The 16,790-nt window shown below is 51.3% G+C and carries 16 protein-coding genes and 1 riboswitch; of the genes, 9 read left to right on the top strand and 7 right to left on the bottom strand.

Annotated features, from left to right (window positions below):
* Nucleotide 1 precedes the first annotated feature (1 nt).
* The 4 genes from GQ51_RS07395 (at nucleotide 2) to GQ51_RS07380 (ending at nucleotide 5,076) form a co-directional block, all read left to right on the top strand.
* Nucleotides 2-355: a lipid-A-disaccharide synthase N-terminal domain-containing protein gene (locus GQ51_RS07395; RefSeq protein ID WP_081987117.1), complete on the top strand. Its 354-nt coding sequence runs from the start codon at nucleotides 2-4 to the stop codon at nucleotides 353-355.
* Nucleotides 356-576: 221 nt separating this feature from the next.
* Nucleotides 577-2,778, top strand: coding sequence for an OsmC domain/YcaO domain-containing protein (locus GQ51_RS07390; RefSeq protein WP_047551714.1), 2,202 nt, complete (start codon nucleotides 577-579; stop codon nucleotides 2,776-2,778).
* 118 nt (nucleotides 2,779-2,896) lie between these two features.
* The gene (locus tag GQ51_RS07385) at nucleotides 2,897-3,133 is read left to right on the top strand and encodes a glycine zipper 2TM domain-containing protein (RefSeq protein WP_200884405.1); all 237 of its coding nucleotides are present in this window, start codon (nucleotides 2,897-2,899) and stop codon (nucleotides 3,131-3,133) included.
* A 344-nt stretch (nucleotides 3,134-3,477) separates the two neighbouring features.
* On the top strand, nucleotides 3,478-5,076 hold the full coding sequence (locus GQ51_RS07380) for an ArnT family glycosyltransferase (RefSeq protein WP_047551711.1): 1,599 nt from the start codon (nucleotides 3,478-3,480) through the stop codon (nucleotides 5,074-5,076).
* A gap of 104 nt (nucleotides 5,077-5,180) precedes the next feature.
* Here GQ51_RS07380 and GQ51_RS07375 read toward each other — a convergent pair whose 3' ends face one another.
* The 4 genes from GQ51_RS07375 to dapF all read right to left on the bottom strand — a co-directional run bounded on the left by GQ51_RS07375 (nucleotide 5,181) and on the right by dapF (nucleotide 8,561).
* Complete coding sequence (locus GQ51_RS07375; RefSeq protein ID WP_047551708.1) at nucleotides 5,181-5,762, bottom strand: Fe-Mn family superoxide dismutase; 582 nt, start codon at nucleotides 5,760-5,762, stop codon at nucleotides 5,181-5,183.
* 223 nt (nucleotides 5,763-5,985) lie between these two features.
* Nucleotides 5,986-6,867, bottom strand: coding sequence for a tyrosine recombinase XerC (xerC, locus tag GQ51_RS07370; protein WP_047551705.1), 882 nt, complete (start codon nucleotides 6,865-6,867; stop codon nucleotides 5,986-5,988).
* Nucleotides 6,868-6,936: 69 nt separating this feature from the next.
* Complete coding sequence (locus GQ51_RS07365; protein WP_052177750.1) at nucleotides 6,937-7,647, bottom strand: DUF484 family protein; 711 nt, start codon at nucleotides 7,645-7,647, stop codon at nucleotides 6,937-6,939.
* 77 nt (nucleotides 7,648-7,724) lie between these two features.
* Nucleotides 7,725-8,561, bottom strand: a complete 837-nt coding sequence (gene dapF / locus GQ51_RS07360) for a diaminopimelate epimerase (protein WP_047551702.1) — start codon at nucleotides 8,559-8,561, stop codon at nucleotides 7,725-7,727.
* A gap of 252 nt (nucleotides 8,562-8,813) precedes the next feature.
* On the opposite strand from dapF, the gene metK reads away from it, so the two are divergent.
* The 4 genes from metK to metF all read left to right on the top strand — a co-directional run bounded on the left by metK (nucleotide 8,814) and on the right by metF (nucleotide 13,027).
* Nucleotides 8,814-9,977 carry a methionine adenosyltransferase gene (gene metK, locus GQ51_RS07355; protein WP_047551699.1) on the top strand — a complete coding sequence of 388 codons (1,164 nt, stop codon included), beginning with the start codon at nucleotides 8,814-8,816 and terminating at the stop codon, nucleotides 9,975-9,977.
* Nucleotides 9,978-10,079: 102 nt separating this feature from the next.
* Nucleotides 10,080-10,159: riboswitch (S-adenosyl-L-homocysteine riboswitch) on the top strand.
* 91 nt (nucleotides 10,160-10,250) lie between these two features.
* Nucleotides 10,251-11,690 (top strand): adenosylhomocysteinase, encoded by a 1,440-nt coding sequence (ahcY, locus tag GQ51_RS07350; RefSeq protein ID WP_047551696.1) that lies wholly within the window; start codon nucleotides 10,251-10,253, stop codon nucleotides 11,688-11,690.
* 52 nt (nucleotides 11,691-11,742) lie between these two features.
* Nucleotides 11,743-12,087 carry a phage holin family protein gene (locus GQ51_RS07345; RefSeq protein WP_047551693.1) on the top strand — a complete coding sequence of 115 codons (345 nt, stop codon included), beginning with the start codon at nucleotides 11,743-11,745 and terminating at the stop codon, nucleotides 12,085-12,087.
* Nucleotides 12,088-12,175: 88 nt separating this feature from the next.
* Nucleotides 12,176-13,027 (top strand): methylenetetrahydrofolate reductase [NAD(P)H], encoded by an 852-nt coding sequence (gene metF, locus GQ51_RS07340; protein WP_047551690.1) that lies wholly within the window; start codon nucleotides 12,176-12,178, stop codon nucleotides 13,025-13,027.
* A gap of 59 nt (nucleotides 13,028-13,086) precedes the next feature.
* Here the strand turns inward: metF and GQ51_RS07335 are convergent, their stop codons facing one another.
* The 3 genes from GQ51_RS07335 to GQ51_RS07325 all read right to left on the bottom strand — a co-directional run bounded on the left by GQ51_RS07335 (nucleotide 13,087) and on the right by GQ51_RS07325 (nucleotide 15,976).
* Nucleotides 13,087-13,560, bottom strand: a complete 474-nt coding sequence (locus tag GQ51_RS07335) for a DUF494 domain-containing protein (RefSeq protein WP_047551687.1) — start codon at nucleotides 13,558-13,560, stop codon at nucleotides 13,087-13,089.
* A 142-nt stretch (nucleotides 13,561-13,702) separates the two neighbouring features.
* Nucleotides 13,703-14,821 carry a DNA-processing protein DprA gene (gene dprA / locus GQ51_RS07330; RefSeq protein ID WP_047551684.1) on the bottom strand — a complete coding sequence of 373 codons (1,119 nt, stop codon included), beginning with the start codon at nucleotides 14,819-14,821 and terminating at the stop codon, nucleotides 13,703-13,705.
* A gap of 9 nt (nucleotides 14,822-14,830) precedes the next feature.
* Nucleotides 14,831-15,976 (bottom strand): LysM peptidoglycan-binding domain-containing protein, encoded by a 1,146-nt coding sequence (locus GQ51_RS07325; protein WP_047551681.1) that lies wholly within the window; start codon nucleotides 15,974-15,976, stop codon nucleotides 14,831-14,833.
* 224 nt (nucleotides 15,977-16,200) lie between these two features.
* Between GQ51_RS07325 and def the strand changes: the two genes are divergently transcribed.
* The gene (gene def, locus GQ51_RS07320; protein WP_047551678.1) at nucleotides 16,201-16,707 is read left to right on the top strand and encodes a peptide deformylase; all 507 of its coding nucleotides are present in this window, start codon (nucleotides 16,201-16,203) and stop codon (nucleotides 16,705-16,707) included.
* Nucleotides 16,708-16,790 lie beyond the last annotated feature (83 nt).

Below are 16,790 nucleotides of genomic sequence, written 5' to 3'. Positions count from 1 at the left end.
GATGCATCACGGATTAGGCTACTACCTTAGCCACCTTACTTCAGAGTGGGGCAAATACTTCACGGGCATGAACACAGTGGATTTAATCTGGCTGGTCATCGGCTTATTAGGCCAGTCCATGTTTATGATGCGGTTCATTGTGCAATGGATCCATAGTGAGAAACATCAGAAAAGTGTTATCCCCGAGAGTTTCTGGTATCTAAGCCTGATTGGCGGGCTTGTCGTGCTGGCTTATGGCATTCACAGGGTGGAGCCGGTCATTATCCTTGGCCAGTTGCCCGGCACCTTCGTATACGTACGCAACCTGATGTTCATACATCGCGATAAGAAAAAACGCGCCAGCATCATGGAGTGATTGAATTGCTTGTGTGCATGGGTGTGCTCAGCATGTCATTGCCGCAGCCAGCATAAGCAGGGGCAATAAAAACAGCAGCACCCCGGAAGATTCCCTGGCGGTTTATCCGCAGTGTTTGTGTAAAGGTTTTGTGTAAATTATTGATGTATTACACGGAATCGACGTGGTGAGGGATAATAGCGCCCTCATCATTTTTTGCAGCATTTTTGGAATCCTTCCCCATGGAAATTAAGGTCAACTTTCTCGACAAGTTACGTCTTGAAGCCAAGTTCGATGACTTCACGGTGATTGCCGATCAGCCTATCCGCTATAAGGGCGACGGCTCGGCTCCCGGCCCCTTTGATTACTTTCTGGCATCATCGGCCCTGTGTGCGGCTTATTTCGTGAAGTTGTACTGCGACACGCGCAACATCCCTACCGAGAATATCCGCCTTTCGCACAACAATATCGTTGATCCGGAGAACCGCTACCAGCAGATTTTCAAGATTCAGGTCGAGCTGCCGGCAGACATCTCCGATAAAGACCGGGTGGGCATCCTGCGCTCCATAGACCGCTGTACGGTCAAGAAAGTGGTGCAAACCGGGCCAGAGTTCGTGATTGAAGAAGTCGCAAACCTGGATGCCGATGCGCAGGCCTTGCTGGCGGTGAACCCGGCTACTGAAACAAGTACCTATATCACCGGCAAAGACCTGCCCCTGGAGCAAACCATTGCCAATATGTCGGGGTTGCTGGCGAGCCTGGGCATCAAGATCGAGATCGCTTCCTGGCGTAATATCATCCCCAATGTATGGTCGCTGCATATCCGCGATGCACATTCGCCGATGTGTTTCACTAACGGAAAAGGCGCAAGCAAGGAAAGTGCGCTGGCGTCGGCTCTGGGCGAGTATATCGAGCGACTGAGCAACAACCATTTCTACGCCGGTGCATTCTGGGGCGAAGACATCGCGAATGCCGAATTCGTGCATTACCCGAACGAGCGCTGGTTCAAGCCCGGCCGCAAAGATGCGCTGCCGAAAGAGATTCTTGATGCGTACTGCCTGCAAGTTTATAACCCTGATGGCGAGTTGCGCGGCTCGCACCTGATAGACACAAACTCTGGTAATGCCGAACGCGGCATCTGCTCGCTACCGTTTGTACGCCAGTCGGATGGCGAGGTCGTGTATTTCCCGTCCAACCTGGTGGAAAACCTCTATGTCAGCAATGGCATGAGTGCCGGCAACACGTTGCATGAAGCGCAGGTGCAGTGCCTGTCGGAGATTTTCGAACGGGCGGTCAAACGCGAAATTCTTGAAGGTGAGATCGCCCTGCCTGATGTGCCGCAGGAAGTGCTGGCGAAATACCCAGGCATTGTGGCCGGCATTCAGGGCTTGGAAGCGCAAGGTTTTCCGGTGCTGGTCAAGGATGCATCGCTGGGTGGAATCTATCCGGTGATGTGTGTCACTTTGATGAACCCACGTACAGGTGGCGTGTTTGCTTCATTCGGCGCACACCCAAGCCTGGAAGTGGCGCTGGAACGCAGCCTCACGGAATTGCTGCAAGGGCGCAGCCTGGAAGGCCTGAACGATTTGCCCCAGCCTACCTTTGCCAGCGAAGCCGTGACTGAACCCAACAACTTTGTTGAACACTTCATTGATTCCAGCGGCATTGTGTCGTGGCGCTTTTTCAGCGCCAGAGCGGATTACGATTTTGTGGAGTGGGATTTCTCTGGCCAGGGTGAAGACTCCAATGCCGAAGAAGCCGCGACCTTGTTCGGCATACTCGAAGCCATGGGCAAAGAAGCTTACGTGGCGGTGTATGACCAGCTGGGCGCGACTGCCTGCCGGATACTGGTGCCGGGCTATTCGGAAATCTACCCGATTGAAGACCTGGTCTGGGATAACACCAACAAAGCACTGCTGTTCCGTACTGACATTTTGAACCTGCATCAACTGAACGATACGGGTCTTGAAGCACTGCTTGAGCGTTTGGAGAATAACGAGCTGGATGATTACGGCGACATTGCCACCTTGATCGGCATCCAGTTTGACGAGAATACGGCCTGGGGCCAGCTCACAGTGCTGGAACTGAAGCTGCTCATTCATCTTGCCTTGCAGCAGTTTGACGAGGCGCATGAGCTGGTGGGCGCCTTCCTGCAGTACAACGACAACACGGTCGAGCGCGGATTGTTTTACCAGGCCTTGAATGTGGTGCTGGAGGTGTTGCTGGATGATGACCTCGAACTCGACGACTACGAGGTCAATTTCCGCCGCATGTTCGGTGATGCCCGCATGGATGCAGTCATGGGTTCAGTCGACGGTAGCGTGCGCTTCTTCGGGCTGACGCCAACCAGCATGAAACTGGAAGGGCTGGACAGGCACCACCGCCTGATCGACAGTTATAGAAAACTGCATGCGGCGCGCACCAACACGGCGAAGGCCGGCTAGGATGATGCGACGTGGCTTGGTGCTGCAACTAAACGAATATATACCCCTCTAACTTGTGGCGATGCAGGATTTAATACTCCTGCAGTCATGTACAACAAACAGAAAGTAGGGTATCGAAATGAAAGCCATGCAAAAGACCATGAGAAAAACCATTGTGTATTCACTACTGACCATCGTATTTCTGGGGGTGACAGCATGCAGCAATATGTCTACCCGCGATAAAAACACCGCCATAGGTGCGGGCATCGGTGCAGTGGGCGGCGCAGTGCTTACAGGCGGCAGCGCCCTGGGCACCGTGGGCGGCGCAGCGGTTGGTGGCGTCATAGGCAACCAGATCAATACGAAAAAGAAATAAGTCCTGGTCATTAACCCGCTACTTAAAGTTCTCAGCCCTTAAATTTTCAATGCTCGCTAGTCGGAACATTTAACGACGACAGGTTGATTTCTGCAGCATGCCGCCTGCCTTTATTTAGGCAGCGGCATCGTCATGCCTGGCTGTTTTTCCGCAAATTAACTCTATTTTGGTCTGGGTAGATTAAAGATTTATCGGCACGTGGATTTGATTGTAGAATAGCTTTCACAATACGCTGCTAGAATGCATTGCCAATGCTATAACCTTAAAAATATTAAATCCAGGTCATGGTGAATGCATGGCGGCGCGTAACATGCTTATCAATAACTTAAGTTAAAGCGGTATAAATGAATATAAATTCACGTCATACACTTGGCATATTATTCATATGGCTTGCATTGATCGCCGTTTCTCTGTCCAGCCGCTATTTTATCCCTATTGATGAAACGCGCTACGTCACAGTGGCCTGGAATATGTGGCTGCGCGGTGATTTCCTGGTGCCTTTCCTGAATGACCACCCTTACAGCGATAAGCCGCCGCTGTTGTTCTGGTTCATGAATATGGGCTGGGCTATCTTTGGCGTCAATGACTGGTGGCCGCGCCTGATACCATTTTTTTTCAGCCTGATGTCGGTTTTCATGACCTCATATGTCGCCAGGCTGCTTTGGCCTGCTAGCCATATGGTCGCCCGGATGGCAGCTGTGATTCTATTCGGCAGCCTGCTCTGGATGATGTATTCCACGGCAACCATGTTCGACATGATGGTGGCATTTTTTACGCTTTTAGGCATGGCGAGCCTGCTGCTGGCCTGGCAGCGTCCTGGCCCGCTGGGCTGGCTGCTGGTTGGTGCCGCCATTGGCTTGGGCTTGCTTGCGAAAGGGCCGACCATACTGCTGCAGATTCTGCCGGTGGCTGTACTTGCACCGTGGTGGGGCAGGCGGCCGGATATGGATTGGCGCCGCTGGTACGTGAGCATGCTGGGGGCAGTCGTCATGGGGGCGGCGATTGCCTTGCTGTGGGCGATTCCTGCCGGATTGCGCGGCGGTGAGGCTTATCAGCATGCAATATTCTGGGGGCAGACTGCAGATCGCATGGTGAATTCATTCGCGCATCAGCGCCCGTTCTGGTGGTATACCCTATTGCTGCCCATATTGCTGTTCCCGTGGCTGTTGTGGGGCGGTATCTGGGGCGCAATGGGCAGGTTGCGGAATCATTATGATGATACCGGCGTGCGCTTTTGCCTGGCTTGGGCAATCCCGGTGTTTATTGCATTTTCTTTCATCAGCGGCAAGCAGGTGCATTATTTGCTGCCAATTTTTCCGGCATTCGCTTTGCTGGCCGCGTACGGGCTTGGCAAGCTGGAAACTGTACCAGGCCGTGCGGCAAGGGCAGGGGTTGCCGTTTCAGTGATGCTGACAGGCCTTGCGCTGCTGCTTGTGCCGCATTGGTACAATTCTGCAAAGATGGCTGAGTGGGTGCTGCATATTCCCGCCTGGAGCGGTGTGGCGCTGCTGCTGTGCGGCGGCGTTTCCCTGATGTGGAAATCCGGGGGCATGGAGCGGGAGGTCTGGCTGTCGGCGTCGGTGGGCATGGCTATGGTATTGATCCTGCATTTTTCCGTAATCCATACTGCGGGGCTTGCGTACGACATTCGTCCTATCAGTGCAAAAATCAAGGCCTTGCAGGATGCCGGAGTGCCGCTGGCAAATGATGGCAAATATCATGGTCAATACCAGTTTGCCGGACGTCTGCGACAGGCGGTGGAAGTGACGCGCGCTGATCAATTTGCAGCATGGTTCGATGCACATCCCGGTGGACGCATCATTTTCTATGTCAGGCCGGGTGACAAAGTGCAATTGGGTCATGGCCATGCAGACTTTGTCCAGCCATACCTTGACGGTACTGTCGGCATCTACGCAAGGGATGCGCTGTTACCGCCCTCGTAACGCAGTTTGCATATGCAAATACACGCAAAGAAAAAGCCCCGGATCAGGAATCCAGGGCTTTTGTAAGTTACGTATTTATTATCGCCTAATACATGGCTTGCTTATTAAGCAAAATTTGCTGATGCAAAATCCCAGTTAGCTAAAGAAGCCAGGAATACTTCAACAAATTTGGCGCGTGCATTGCGGTAATCGATGTAGTAAGCGTGTTCCCATACGTCGATCGTCAACAGCGCTTTGTCGCCGGTTGTCAGTGGTGTGCCAGCCGGGCCCATGTTGACGATATCTACTGAACCGTCAGCTTTTTTAACCAGCCATGTCCAGCCTGAGCCGAAGTTGCCGACCGCTGAAGCCTGGAAAGCTTTTTTGAATTCATCGAATGAACCCCATTTAGCGTTAATGGCATCAGCCAATGCGCCGGCAGGAGCGCCGCCACCGTTTGGTTTCATGCTGTTCCAGAAGAAAGTGTGGTTCCAGACCTGGGCTGAGTTGTTGTAAATGCCACCGGCAGATTTCTTGATGATTTCTTCCAGGCCTGCATTTTCGAACTCGGTACCTTTGATCAGGTTGTTCAGGTTGGTAACGTAAGTCTGGTGATGTTTACCGTAGTGGTATTCGAAAGTTTCTTCAGAAATATGTGGAGCTAATGCATTTTTTGCATAAGGTAATGCAGGTAATTGGTGTTCCATGATAATCCTTTTAAATTCGTGAAAAGATGGTTGTGGTTAATCTGTCATTATAACAGTGTATTTTAGTCGGGTATTATTGCAAATCAAGCTATTTTTTCTTGGCTCTTGGGTGTGTTGCGTCATAAATTTTTGCCAGATGGTGACAACGAGCTTGCGAGTTGCGGCGAACGCTAACCTTCAGGTTAAGCAGCGCAAGCTGCGGCGGTAGCCAAAATCCAGATGGTCATTTTTTCTTGGCTCTTGGGTGTGCTGCATCATAAATTTTTGCCAGATGGTGAAAATCCAGATGCGTATAAACCTGGGTAGTACTGATGTTGGCATGTCCCAGCATCTCCTGCACTGCACGCAGGTCCTGGCTTGACTGCAAGACATGCGTTGCAAAGCTGTGACGCAGCAGGTGGGGGTGCATGTCGGTGTTGATGCCTTGTTTGATGGCCCATGACTTCACGCGGTATTGAACGGCACGCGCTGTAATCCTGCGGCCTTGCCGCGTCACAAAAACGGCGTTCTGGTCTTTATCGTCAGTGTTGATGCCGGCACGTTGCTGCAGCCAGGTTTGTAATGCACTCGCTGCATGGCTCCCCAGCGGTACGATGCGGGTTTTATTGCCTTTGCCCGTGACGGTGACGGTGCCTTCGGAAAAATCCAGCATGCCGATGTCCAGGTTAACCAGCTCAGCCAGGCGCAGGCCGGATGAATAGAACAGCTCCAGAATGGCATGGTCGCGTACATCGAGTATGCCGTCTCCCTGAATATCTACCAGCTTGACGGCTTGCTCTACAGACAGCGCCTGCGGCAAAGTCTTGGCGGCCTTGGGTGCGCGCAACCCGTTGACCGGGTTTTGCGTGAACCCTTGATGCTGGATCAAATAGTCATAAAAACCGCGCCAGGCAGAAAGGGCTCGCGCGATGCTTGCGCTGCTCAAGCCGCGGCTGTGCAGGATTGCGATCATGCGTCTTACTTGCTGTGTGTTGACGGAGTTTAGATCAGCGTCCTCAATCAGCGATGCAAACAGCTCAACATCCCGCGTATAGTTTTTGCAGGTGAGGGCGCTCAGGCCGCGTTCAAAAGTAAGGTGCTGAATGTAATCGTCCAGATAACGCAATGCACACTCCCGTGGCAGTGGATGCTTGAAGGTCGGCTGATTGGTTCATAAAGGCTGGAAATTCATACCCTAGAAATTCAATGTGAATAAGTGATTCAGCAGCGCAGCCGCAATCAATTCGCCGATGCGCTCGATATAGAGTGTTCCCATGTCCGCCTTGAAGCGCTGCGGGTCTTCAGCACCCAGCACCAGAACCCCGAACGCATGCGGGTCGGCCGCATTCTTATAGAGCGGGATAAAGGCAAATGACTGCAGGCTGTTATCCAGCAGGTTGCCTGCAGCTTGTGGCCTGCCGCCGCAGTGCGGCTTCTGGAGTGAAATAATCCAGTCATTGAACTCATCGCTGACGTGCGTAAACACTGCATCATTGGCAATTGCGCTGTTGCTGGGTTTTACCCAGATACGGATCAGCGACTCGGTGACATTAAAGTCTGAGCGCAGCGTTTCACCGATTGACAGTTTTAATGCGCTGAAGCTTTGCTGTTCAAGCAGCTTCAGGCAGAAATTGTGGACTTTCAGGCTGGTTGCTTCGTTATCTTCGGCATTCACGATCATCTGGTCCATCAATGATTCAAGCACACGGATCTTGTCGCGCTGTGCAAGCTGCTGGCGTTCACCGAGAGAAATGACGCCACTGCCGTGTGGGCTTGGCAAGGTGATCTCAGTCAGCAAGCCTGTATGCTGCTCGAAAAATTTCGGATGGCTGCGCAGGTAGGCTGCCACCTGCTCGGCAGAAATTTCATCATGAGCCGCCGGGCTCTCTTCGTGGGTTGTGGTCATGTTCGAAATGCCTTAATTGGTAGGGGTATGCTTTGATTAAACGGCCTGGCTTGCAAGCCAGGTTCAAGGTTCTAATTTTACGGCGCCAGGTCTACTTCACCTGTAAATACCTTCACTGCCGGGCCAGTCATCATCACCGGAGTATTGCCGCCTTGCCATGCGATGTGCAGCTCGCCGCCGCGAGCGCTCACGCGTACTGGTGATTGCAGCAATCCGCGCTGTATGCCGGCAACAACTGCGGCACAGGCGCCGGTGCCGCAGGCCAGGGTTTCGCCGCTGCCGCGCTCGAATACCCTGAGTTTGATATGGTGCGCATCCATGATCTGCATGAATCCTGCATTCACCCGTTCCGGAAAACGTGGATGTACTTCAATCTGGCTGCCCAGTGCAGTTACCGGGGCTGTTTCAACGTCATCCACCACCTGGACGGCATGCGGGTTGCCCATGGAAATCGCAGAAATCTCTATCTGCTGCTGGTTAACATCCAGTTGATAGGTGGTGGCGATGGCGTCGGCAACGAAAGGGATCTCCTGTGGTGCCAGCCTGGGGGCGCCCATGTTGACCGTGACCAAGCCGTTATTCTCCAGTTTTGGCGTAATGATGCCGCTCGCAGTTTCAACGCTGATCTCGCGTTTGTCTGTTAAATGCTGGTCGGATACGAAGCGCACAAAGCAGCGTGCGCCATTGCCGCATTGCGCAACTTCACTGCCATCTGCATTGAAAATACGGTATTTGAAATCGGCAACTTCGGAGCTTTCAACCAGCAGCAGCTGGTCGAAACCGATGCCGAACTGGCGGTGAGCCAGTGCTTTGATCTGGTCAGGTGAAAGCCGGATAGCCTGGCTGATGCCATCAATGACAATGAAATCATTGCCGGCGCCTTGCATCTTGGTAAATTGAATGGTCTGTGTCATTTTCTTATTGTAAGAGAAATCGAAGGGCACTTCTATAAATACATTCCTGTATCAATATATTCCTGGGCTGCATGACTACGCTGCGGCTATATTTTAAATGCGCACGCAATCTCACTGTATTTAGCGTACATCATTGGATTTTAACAACTTAAATTTCTGGCGCGGGTTTCAATTCGTGTACAATTCATTTTCTTCAATACTTGCTTCAGCCTTTAGTAAGTATTTTCTTAATTTTTTATTCCAAGGCGATCAATGAGCGAATATCTTTTTACATCGGAATCTGTTTCTGAAGGACATCCGGACAAATTAGCCGACCAAGTGTCCGATAGCATTCTGGATGCCATTTTAACCCAAGACCCGACTGCCCGTGTGGCGGCAGAAACCTTGGCCAATACCGGCTTGATCGTATTGGCTGGCGAGATTACTACAACGGCTAATGTCGACTACATTAAGGTGGCACGCGATGCGATCAAGCGCATCGGCTATGACAATACGGATTACGGCATTGATTACAAAGGCTGCGCGGTTCTGGTGGCGTATGACAAGCAATCCCCGGATATTGCCCAGGGTGTTGATGGCGCACATGACGATCCACTCGATCAGGGAGCCGGTGACCAGGGCTTGATGTTCGGTTATGCGGTCGATGAAACACCGCAGTTAATGCCTTTGCCAATATGGTTAAGCCACCGTTTGATGGAGCGCCAGGCACAGTTGCGCAAAGATGGCCGCTTGCCATGGCTGCGCCCGGATGCGAAATCACAAGTCACCGTGCAGTACGTTGATGGCAAACCTTATAAAATCGATACTGTGGTCGTTTCTACACAGCACGCACCGGAGATGACTCTGGAGCAGGTGCGTGAAGCCACGATTGAAGAAATCATCAAACCGGTATTGCCAGGTGAACTGATCAAAGGCGATATTAAGTTCCTGGTGAACCCGACCGGCCGTTTTGTCATTGGCGGCCCGCAAGGTGACTGCGGCTTAACCGGCCGTAAAATCATTGTAGATACCTATGGCGGAGCAGCGCCGCATGGCGGCGGTGCATTTTCAGGCAAAGATCCGTCAAAAGTGGACCGCAGCGCAGCCTATGCAGGCCGTTATGTCGCTAAAAACATCGTGGCGGCAGGTCTGGCAACACGCTGCCTGGTACAGGTCAGTTATGCGATTGGCGTGGCACAGCCGACTTCTGTCATGGTGGAAACCTACGGCACCGGCAAGGTATCGAACGAAGTGCTGACGCAATTGGTAAAAGAACATTTTGACTTGCGCCCGAAAGGCATCGTGAAAATGCTTGATCTGCTGCGCCCGATTTACAGTAAAACGGCTGCTTATGGCCACTTTGGCCGTGATGAGCCAGAGTTCAGCTGGGAAGCTACAGACAAAGCCGCTGCGTTACGGGCAGCTGCAGGCTTGTAAGAAATGTAAAACCGGAATGGATATTCAGGGGTTAAAAACCCTTTTATATTCATTCTGTTGCGGTGTTGGTGGTTGAAACAATATCGCGTATAATCCACCTCCACTTCTGAGGAGCGTTGCGAGAGCTGTGTTTTGTGCAGTCTCCTAGGCTCAGAAAATGTTTTAAACGACGCTCACCAATATTAACCGTGCCGGGCACGGGATACGGGTGAGATAAGTTTAGTCAGGCAGTTCCCCCATTTCCCCCCGGTCACACAATTCAAGGAAATCAACATGAATACTGTGACTGCTGATACTAACAATACAGGCAAAGATTACATTGTGGCTGACATTAACCTGGCAGCTTTTGGCCGCAAGGAAATCGCCATTGCCGAAACCGAGATGCCAGGCTTAATGGCAATCCGTCAGGAATATGCAAAAGCGCAACCGCTTAAAGGCGCCCGTATCACCGGCAGCCTGCATATGACAATCCAGACCGCCGTGCTGATTGAAACGCTGAAGGATTTAGGCGCTGAAGTACGCTGGGCGTCATGCAACATCTACTCGACGCAGGACCATGCAGCTGCCGCGATTGCTGCCGGCGGAACGCCGGTGTTTGCGATCAAGGGCGAAACCTTGACTGAATACTGGGACTACACACACCGTATTTTTGAATGGGCTGATGGCCAAGATGGTAAACCGGTGTTCAGCAACATGATTCTGGATGACGGCGGCGATGCAACCTTGCTGCTGCACCTGGGTACACGTGCAGAAAAAGATTTATCCGTCATTGCCAACCCGACTTCAGAAGAAGAAACCTGCCTGTTCGCAGCGATCAAGGCAAAATTGCAGCAGGACCCGGCATGGTACTCAACACGCCTCGCGCAAATCAAAGGCGTCACTGAAGAAACCACGACCGGCGTGCATCGTCTGTACCAGATGCACAAAGAAGGCAAGTTGGCTTTCCCTGCCATTAACGTCAATGACTCGGTGACCAAGTCCAAGTTCGATAATTTATATGGCTGCCGTGAATCATTAGTGGATGCGATCAAGCGTGCAACGGATGTGATGGTGGCAGGTAAGATTGCAGTAGTGGCTGGTTATGGTGACGTGGGTAAAGGCTCTGCCCAGGCGCTGCGCGCACTTTCCGCACAGGTATGGGTGACTGAGATTGACCCGATTTGCGCATTGCAGGCGGCAATGGAAGGCTACCGCGTAGTCACCATGGAGTATGCGGCCGAACACGGCGACATTTTCGTGACGGCAACCGGCAACTACCACGTTATCACGCATGACCATATGGCTAAAATGAAAGACCAGGCCATTGTATGCAACATCGGCCATTTTGATAATGAAATCGACGTGGCGTCACTTGAGAAATACGAGTGGGATGAAATCAAACCGCAGGTTGACCATGTGATTTTCCCTGATGGCAAAAAAATCATCCTGCTGGCAAAGGGGCGTTTGGTGAATCTGGGCTGCGGTACAGGCCACCCAAGTTACGTGATGAGTTCATCGTTCGCCAATCAGACCATTGCGCAGATCGAGCTGTTCACGCAAACGGATAAATACCCGGTAGGCGTATATACATTGCCGAAACACCTGGATGAGAAAGTGGCTGTGTTACAGTTGAAAAAACTGAATGCGCAGCTCACTACATTGACCGATGAGCAGGCAGCATACATCGGTGTGCAGAAGCAAGGCCCATTCAAGCCGGATACCTATCGCTATTAATCTGGCCGTGATGGATTAAGTTGTTGGCAAGCAGTTAAAAAGGAGTCACCACATGAAGCTGTTACTTGTTTGGCTGTTAAACGCGCTTGCGTTATTTGCAGTGGCATATTTCGTACCGGATATTCATGTGGCTGGCTTTGCGGCAGCCCTGATTGCGGCCCTGGTGATCGGTTTGGTCAATATGCTGGTCAGGCCGGTTCTGGTGCTGCTGACGCTGCCGATCACAGTGCTGACACTGGGTTTGTTTATCCTGGTGATTAATGGCGTATTGTTTTACGCTGTGGGCGCCTGGCTGGAAGGGTTCGAGGTTAAAACCCTGATGGCCGGAATCATCGGCGCCTTGCTGTACAGTGTATTTACCTGGTTATTGTCAGCCTTGCTGATAGATGACAAATGAGCCGTCGATGAATGTTTGCTGCCGCTACACCTTGATCTCGCCCGGCTATTTAATCAGTGCTTATTAAAATAAATGAGATGAACCAAATATGAAAACCCCTAATCAAGAGTTTGAGGTCAGTTTTGAGTTTTTTCCGCCAAAAACGGCTGAGGGCATAGAAAAGCTGCGCGAAACACGCAAAGAGCTCGCAAAGTTCGATCCTGAGTTTTTCTCTGTAACATTCGGTGCAGGTGGTTCCACGCGTGACCGCACTATGGAAACCGTGCTGGAGATCCAGCGTGAAGGCTACCAGGCTGCGCCGCATATCTCCTGCATTTCCTCCAGCAAGGCTGAGATCCGTGACTTGCTGCAGGCTTATCAGGCCCATGGCATCAAGCGCCTGGTGACGCTGCGCGGGGATGTGCCATCCGGTGAGGTGAGCGCTGGCGATTTCCGCTACGCTTCGGAACTGGTGGAATTTATACGTGCGGAAACCGGTGATTATTTTCACATCGAAGTCGCTGCCTATCCGGAATTCCACCCGGAGGCTAAAACGCCGGCGGCTGACCTGCTTAACCTGAAGCGCAAAATGGATGCCGGTGCAAATTCAGCGATTACCCAGTATTTCTATAATGCGGATGCCTATTTCAGGTTTGTGGATCAGTGTGACGAAATCGGCATCACGATACCTGTTGTGCCGGGTGTGATGCCAATTTATAACATCACGCAACTGGCGCGTTTTTCAAGCATCTGCGGTGCGGAAATCCCACGCTGGCTGAAAATGCGCCTTGAGGAATATGGTGACGATATGGCGTCGCTGCGTGCTTTAGGCGTGGATGTAGTGAGTGAGTTATGTGAAATGCTTCTGGCCGGGGGTGCGCCCAGCCTGCATTTTTACACGCTCAACCAGTCCGCAACCATTGCGACGATTATCAATAACATCTCGGCAGCGGCTGATTAATTCCGGTCCTGTTGGTTTGCGTGCCAATAGGTTCTGGTGCTGAAAAGACCGGCCTGCACTTAGTGCAAGGTCGGTTTTTCTTTATTCAGCAGCACATCTTCAATGAACAGGTATTCTTTGGTTTTGTCCGGGCCGGTTTTGCTGGCGCCCCAGGTTGTCATCAGCACTATCCAGCGCATCTCTTCGACACTGATCTCAGGCTGTGGCAGGCTCATGGCAAGTTCTATCACCAGTTCACGCTGCGCTGAATTGAGTATGTCGGCATTCACCAGGAATAGTATGAAACCGATGCTTTCACCGGAAATCTTTTTAAGTTCCGGCTCGGTAAAGATGCGGGTGTTGGCATGCTGCGCATGCGTGAATAATTCAGGTTTCTTAGCGGAAGACTCCAGCTGGTTAAACCAGTGAAATGCGCCGTTGATGTCTTCTTCGTCAAATCCTGCGGCGGATAACTCCCTAGAAAGCGTGTTATCGTCAGGTCTGAACTGAGTATCAATGTAGTTTTCGAACATATAAACCAGTACTTCAAACATGATGTTTTCCTTTAAATTATTATTAACTTTCAGAAAACGCTGATTAAATGGCTATGCATGCGAATTGCACTTCATCCCGCTTGCTCAATTAATCAGTGTTTCATTAAGTGAGATGGTTTATGCAAACTTCAGGAATTAAAAACTACATAATTTTCTGGTATTGACCTCCTGTCAGGCTGGTAACTTTGCCTTCAAGCTCTAGTAACATTAGCATGGATGAAACATCGCTCACCGTCAAGCCACTTAGTGTCACCAGGTTATCCAATGTGATCGGGTCATAACCCATCGCCTCCAGGATTGCATTGCCTGCTGCATTCTTAATCGAATGGGCTGGGTCAGCAGCATCGCCTGATATTAATTCAGATGGCATGTTGCGGCTCAAGTTCAGTTCTTCGGTAATATCCTGCAGGCAGTCTACGAGTTTGGCGCCTTGCTTGATCAATTGGTGGCAGCCTTTTGACATGGGCGAATGTATGGAGCCGGGAATGGCAAAAACTTCGCGGCCTTGTTCGGAGGCAAGCCTGGCCGTTATCTGAGAGCCGCTTTGCAGATTGGCTTCAACCACCAGGCAGCCCAGGCTCAGGCCGCTGATAAGGCGGTTCCGTTTAGGGAAGTTCTGTGGCCTGGATGGCATGCCGAGGTCGAATTCAGAAATGATCAGGCCATGTTCTGCGATCTGGTGAGCCAGTTCGCGGTGTTTAGCCGGGTAGACAATATCCAGGCCGGTGCCCACTACGGCAATGGTTGAGCCTTTTGCCCGCAACGCGCCGCGATGCGCCGCGCCGTCAATACCAAGCGCCAGCCCGCTCACGATGCACAAGCCATAGGCACATAGGTCAAAAGCAAAAGCCTCGGCGTTTTTCTCACCCTGTACGCTGGCATTACGGCTGCCGACAATGGCAATGGCGGGCTGGTTCAGTAAGGCGAGCTTGCCTTTGGCATATAAAAAGGGCGGAGGGTCGGCAATTTCCAGCAGCGATCTCGGGTATTCCGCATCGGCGAGTGTAATCAGGTGATTATTTGGCTGGGATAGCCACTGCGTGGCCTGTGATAGACTGTCTTGCTGAGGACCGCGTACAATTTCGTTTGCGATATTTTCGCTGACGATTTCGCGTAATTGCCTGGAGCTGGCGGCATAAATATTTTCAGGGCTGCCAAAGGCTTTGAGTAATTGGCAGAAAGTTTGTGAGCCTATGCCTGGAATGCCGCCCAGGCTAATCCACAGCAGTTTTTCTTCAATCACCGCACTGTGGTTAGCCATTGTCAGGAATCAAGGGGTCTGTACGGCGTCTTTATTATTGATCGGTTCAGACGCCTGCATCACCAGGCCGTAAGAAACGCGGTCGAACACACGGAATACCATCAGCAAGCCAACGCGTTCATCCGGCAGTTTGATCATGCCTGGTTCAAGCGCCAGGCCATCGTTTTTCTCAGCTTTTTTCTCGAAGTTAACGATGGGTTTCCCATCTGCATCGTTTGATACATCAAAGTTCAGTTCTTTGAGTTTTGTTTTGGCATCAGCCGATTCCTTGCTTGGTTCCGGATCCTTGATGACCCGGCCATAGCGGTTGATCGCAAGTACATGGCCGATTTCCACGCCATCGGCTGCGCCGCGGCTGATGGCAACGATGCTTTCCGGTCCGGCCTCAGCCAGGCCGCCGTAAATCTTGATGATGCGGCCCCTGATGTCTGCATCAGGCGCGTGCGGTACGAAGTTGGTCACGGCTTCATCGCCGGCAGGTACCAGGCGGTCTTTAATGAAGATCTCCTCTTTGGCTTTTGTCACCACGGCAGATGCCGGTTCCCCGTAACGGGTCATTCTGGCATCGCCAAGGTAAGTTGCTTCTACGCCCAGGTCTTCCTTGCTGTCAGGGTCGGTCAGTGTCTGGCCTGGCCTGTAAACAAACCAGTTCAGGCCATCTTCTTCTTCAATTTTGTTGATGTAGATTTTTGTACCCGTACTCAGCACTACGCGGTTATCCTGTCCGGCAATAATTCTTGGCGAGTTTGCCAACTGATCTTTCTCAATGACAAGCGGCTGGCTCAGGAATGGGGCGATCACATTCAGCGGGATCGTCGGTACAGCGGATTTCTGCAATGGCTCTTCAACCGCACCCGGCTGCAGGGTGATGGTTTCACGCAGCAGTTTCAATTCCGGTTTGCCGCTGCTGTAATCCAGGAATACAACGTCGCCGGGGTAAATTAAATGAGGATTTTTGATCTGTGAACGATTCAGCTTCCAGACTTTAGGCCACAGCCATGGGTCTTTAAGGAATCTGGATGAAATTCCCCACAGCGTGTCGCCTTTGACAACAACATGCCGTTCAGGATGGTTTTTCTTGAGTTCGACTTCTTGCGCGTTGAGGTGGAAGCTTAAGCAACAAAACGTGAGCAGCGTTATAATATTGCGAAACATAATATAGATGACCTCAGACTAAATGCATTAAGAAGCATGCGATTATATGCCTGGCAATCAGCACATTAATCGCGAAATTAGGTTAAATCTATCACGTAATTCATTCAGCAATCAAGCTTTTATGGAAAAAGCTGAACATTAATAAACAATTTATGTCTTAATCACGTTGAAGTTTTAAATCAGGTTCTAATAAATCTGGTTCTAATATAGATAAATGAGTTTTTATGGCAATTCTAGATATTCTTAATTATCCCGATCCCAGGCTGCATACTGTGGCAAAGCCGGTCAAAGAGGTTGATGCATCGTTGCGCCGCTTGATCGACGACATGGCAGAGACCATGTATGCGGCGCCCGGCATAGGCCTGGCTGCTACCCAGGTCAATCATCACATACAGCTGCTGATTATCGACATCAGTGAAACCAAAGACCAGCTTCAGGTTTTTATTAACCCCAGGATTCTTGAAAAAGATGGCGAACAGGTCTACGAAGAGGGGTGCCTGTCTGTGCCCGGTATCTACGACAGTGTCACCAGGGCGGAGAAAGTCGTCGTTGAAGCCATGAATGAAAAAGGCGAGACCTTCAAGCTGGAAGCCCATGGTTTATTGAGTGTGTGCATTCAGCATGAGATGGATCACTTGCTAGGCAAGGTATTTGTCGAGTACCTGTCGCCGCTGAAACGGACCCGCATTAAAAACAAGATGCTGAAACAGCAGCGCAATCGGCCTATGTAACTCCCGACCAACCCCCATGTAACTGAAGCGGCCCTTCCATAATACATCTGTTGCGAGCATTGCCTGCTTATTCATTTGCGCGC

The sequence above is a fragment of the Methylotenera sp. G11 genome (assembly GCF_000799735.1).
Taxonomy (GTDB): domain Bacteria; phylum Pseudomonadota; class Gammaproteobacteria; order Burkholderiales; family Methylophilaceae; genus Methylotenera.
The sequence above is the reverse complement of the archived record's forward strand: the minus strand, read 5'-3'. Positions and strand labels throughout refer to the sequence as shown.

Coding starts and splice junctions, on each gene's coding strand:
- GQ51_RS07365 (WP_052177750.1), bottom strand. CDS start 7,647: ATGACCACAACCCACGAAGAGAGCCCGGCGGCTCATGATGAAATTTCT.
- GQ51_RS07390 (WP_047551714.1), top strand. CDS start 577: ATGGAAATTAAGGTCAACTTTCTCGACAAGTTACGTCTTGAAGCCAAG.
- metK (WP_047551699.1), top strand. CDS start 8,814: ATGAGCGAATATCTTTTTACATCGGAATCTGTTTCTGAAGGACATCCG.
- metF (WP_047551690.1), top strand. CDS start 12,176: ATGAAAACCCCTAATCAAGAGTTTGAGGTCAGTTTTGAGTTTTTTCCG.
- GQ51_RS07325 (WP_047551681.1), bottom strand. CDS start 15,976: ATGTTTCGCAATATTATAACGCTGCTCACGTTTTGTTGCTTAAGCTTC.
- dapF (WP_047551702.1), bottom strand. CDS start 8,561: ATGACACAGACCATTCAATTTACCAAGATGCAAGGCGCCGGCAATGAT.
- GQ51_RS07345 (WP_047551693.1), top strand. CDS start 11,743: ATGAAGCTGTTACTTGTTTGGCTGTTAAACGCGCTTGCGTTATTTGCA.
- GQ51_RS07380 (WP_047551711.1), top strand. CDS start 3,478: ATGAATATAAATTCACGTCATACACTTGGCATATTATTCATATGGCTT.
- def (WP_047551678.1), top strand. CDS start 16,201: ATGGCAATTCTAGATATTCTTAATTATCCCGATCCCAGGCTGCATACT.
- GQ51_RS07335 (WP_047551687.1), bottom strand. CDS start 13,560: ATGTTTGAAGTACTGGTTTATATGTTCGAAAACTACATTGATACTCAG.
- dprA (WP_047551684.1), bottom strand. CDS start 14,821: ATGGCTAACCACAGTGCGGTGATTGAAGAAAAACTGCTGTGGATTAGC.
- GQ51_RS07395 (WP_081987117.1), top strand. CDS start 2: ATGCATCACGGATTAGGCTACTACCTTAGCCACCTTACTTCAGAGTGG.
- ahcY (WP_047551696.1), top strand. CDS start 10,251: ATGAATACTGTGACTGCTGATACTAACAATACAGGCAAAGATTACATT.
- GQ51_RS07375 (WP_047551708.1), bottom strand. CDS start 5,762: ATGGAACACCAATTACCTGCATTACCTTATGCAAAAAATGCATTAGCT.
- GQ51_RS07385 (WP_200884405.1), top strand. CDS start 2,897: ATGAAAGCCATGCAAAAGACCATGAGAAAAACCATTGTGTATTCACTA.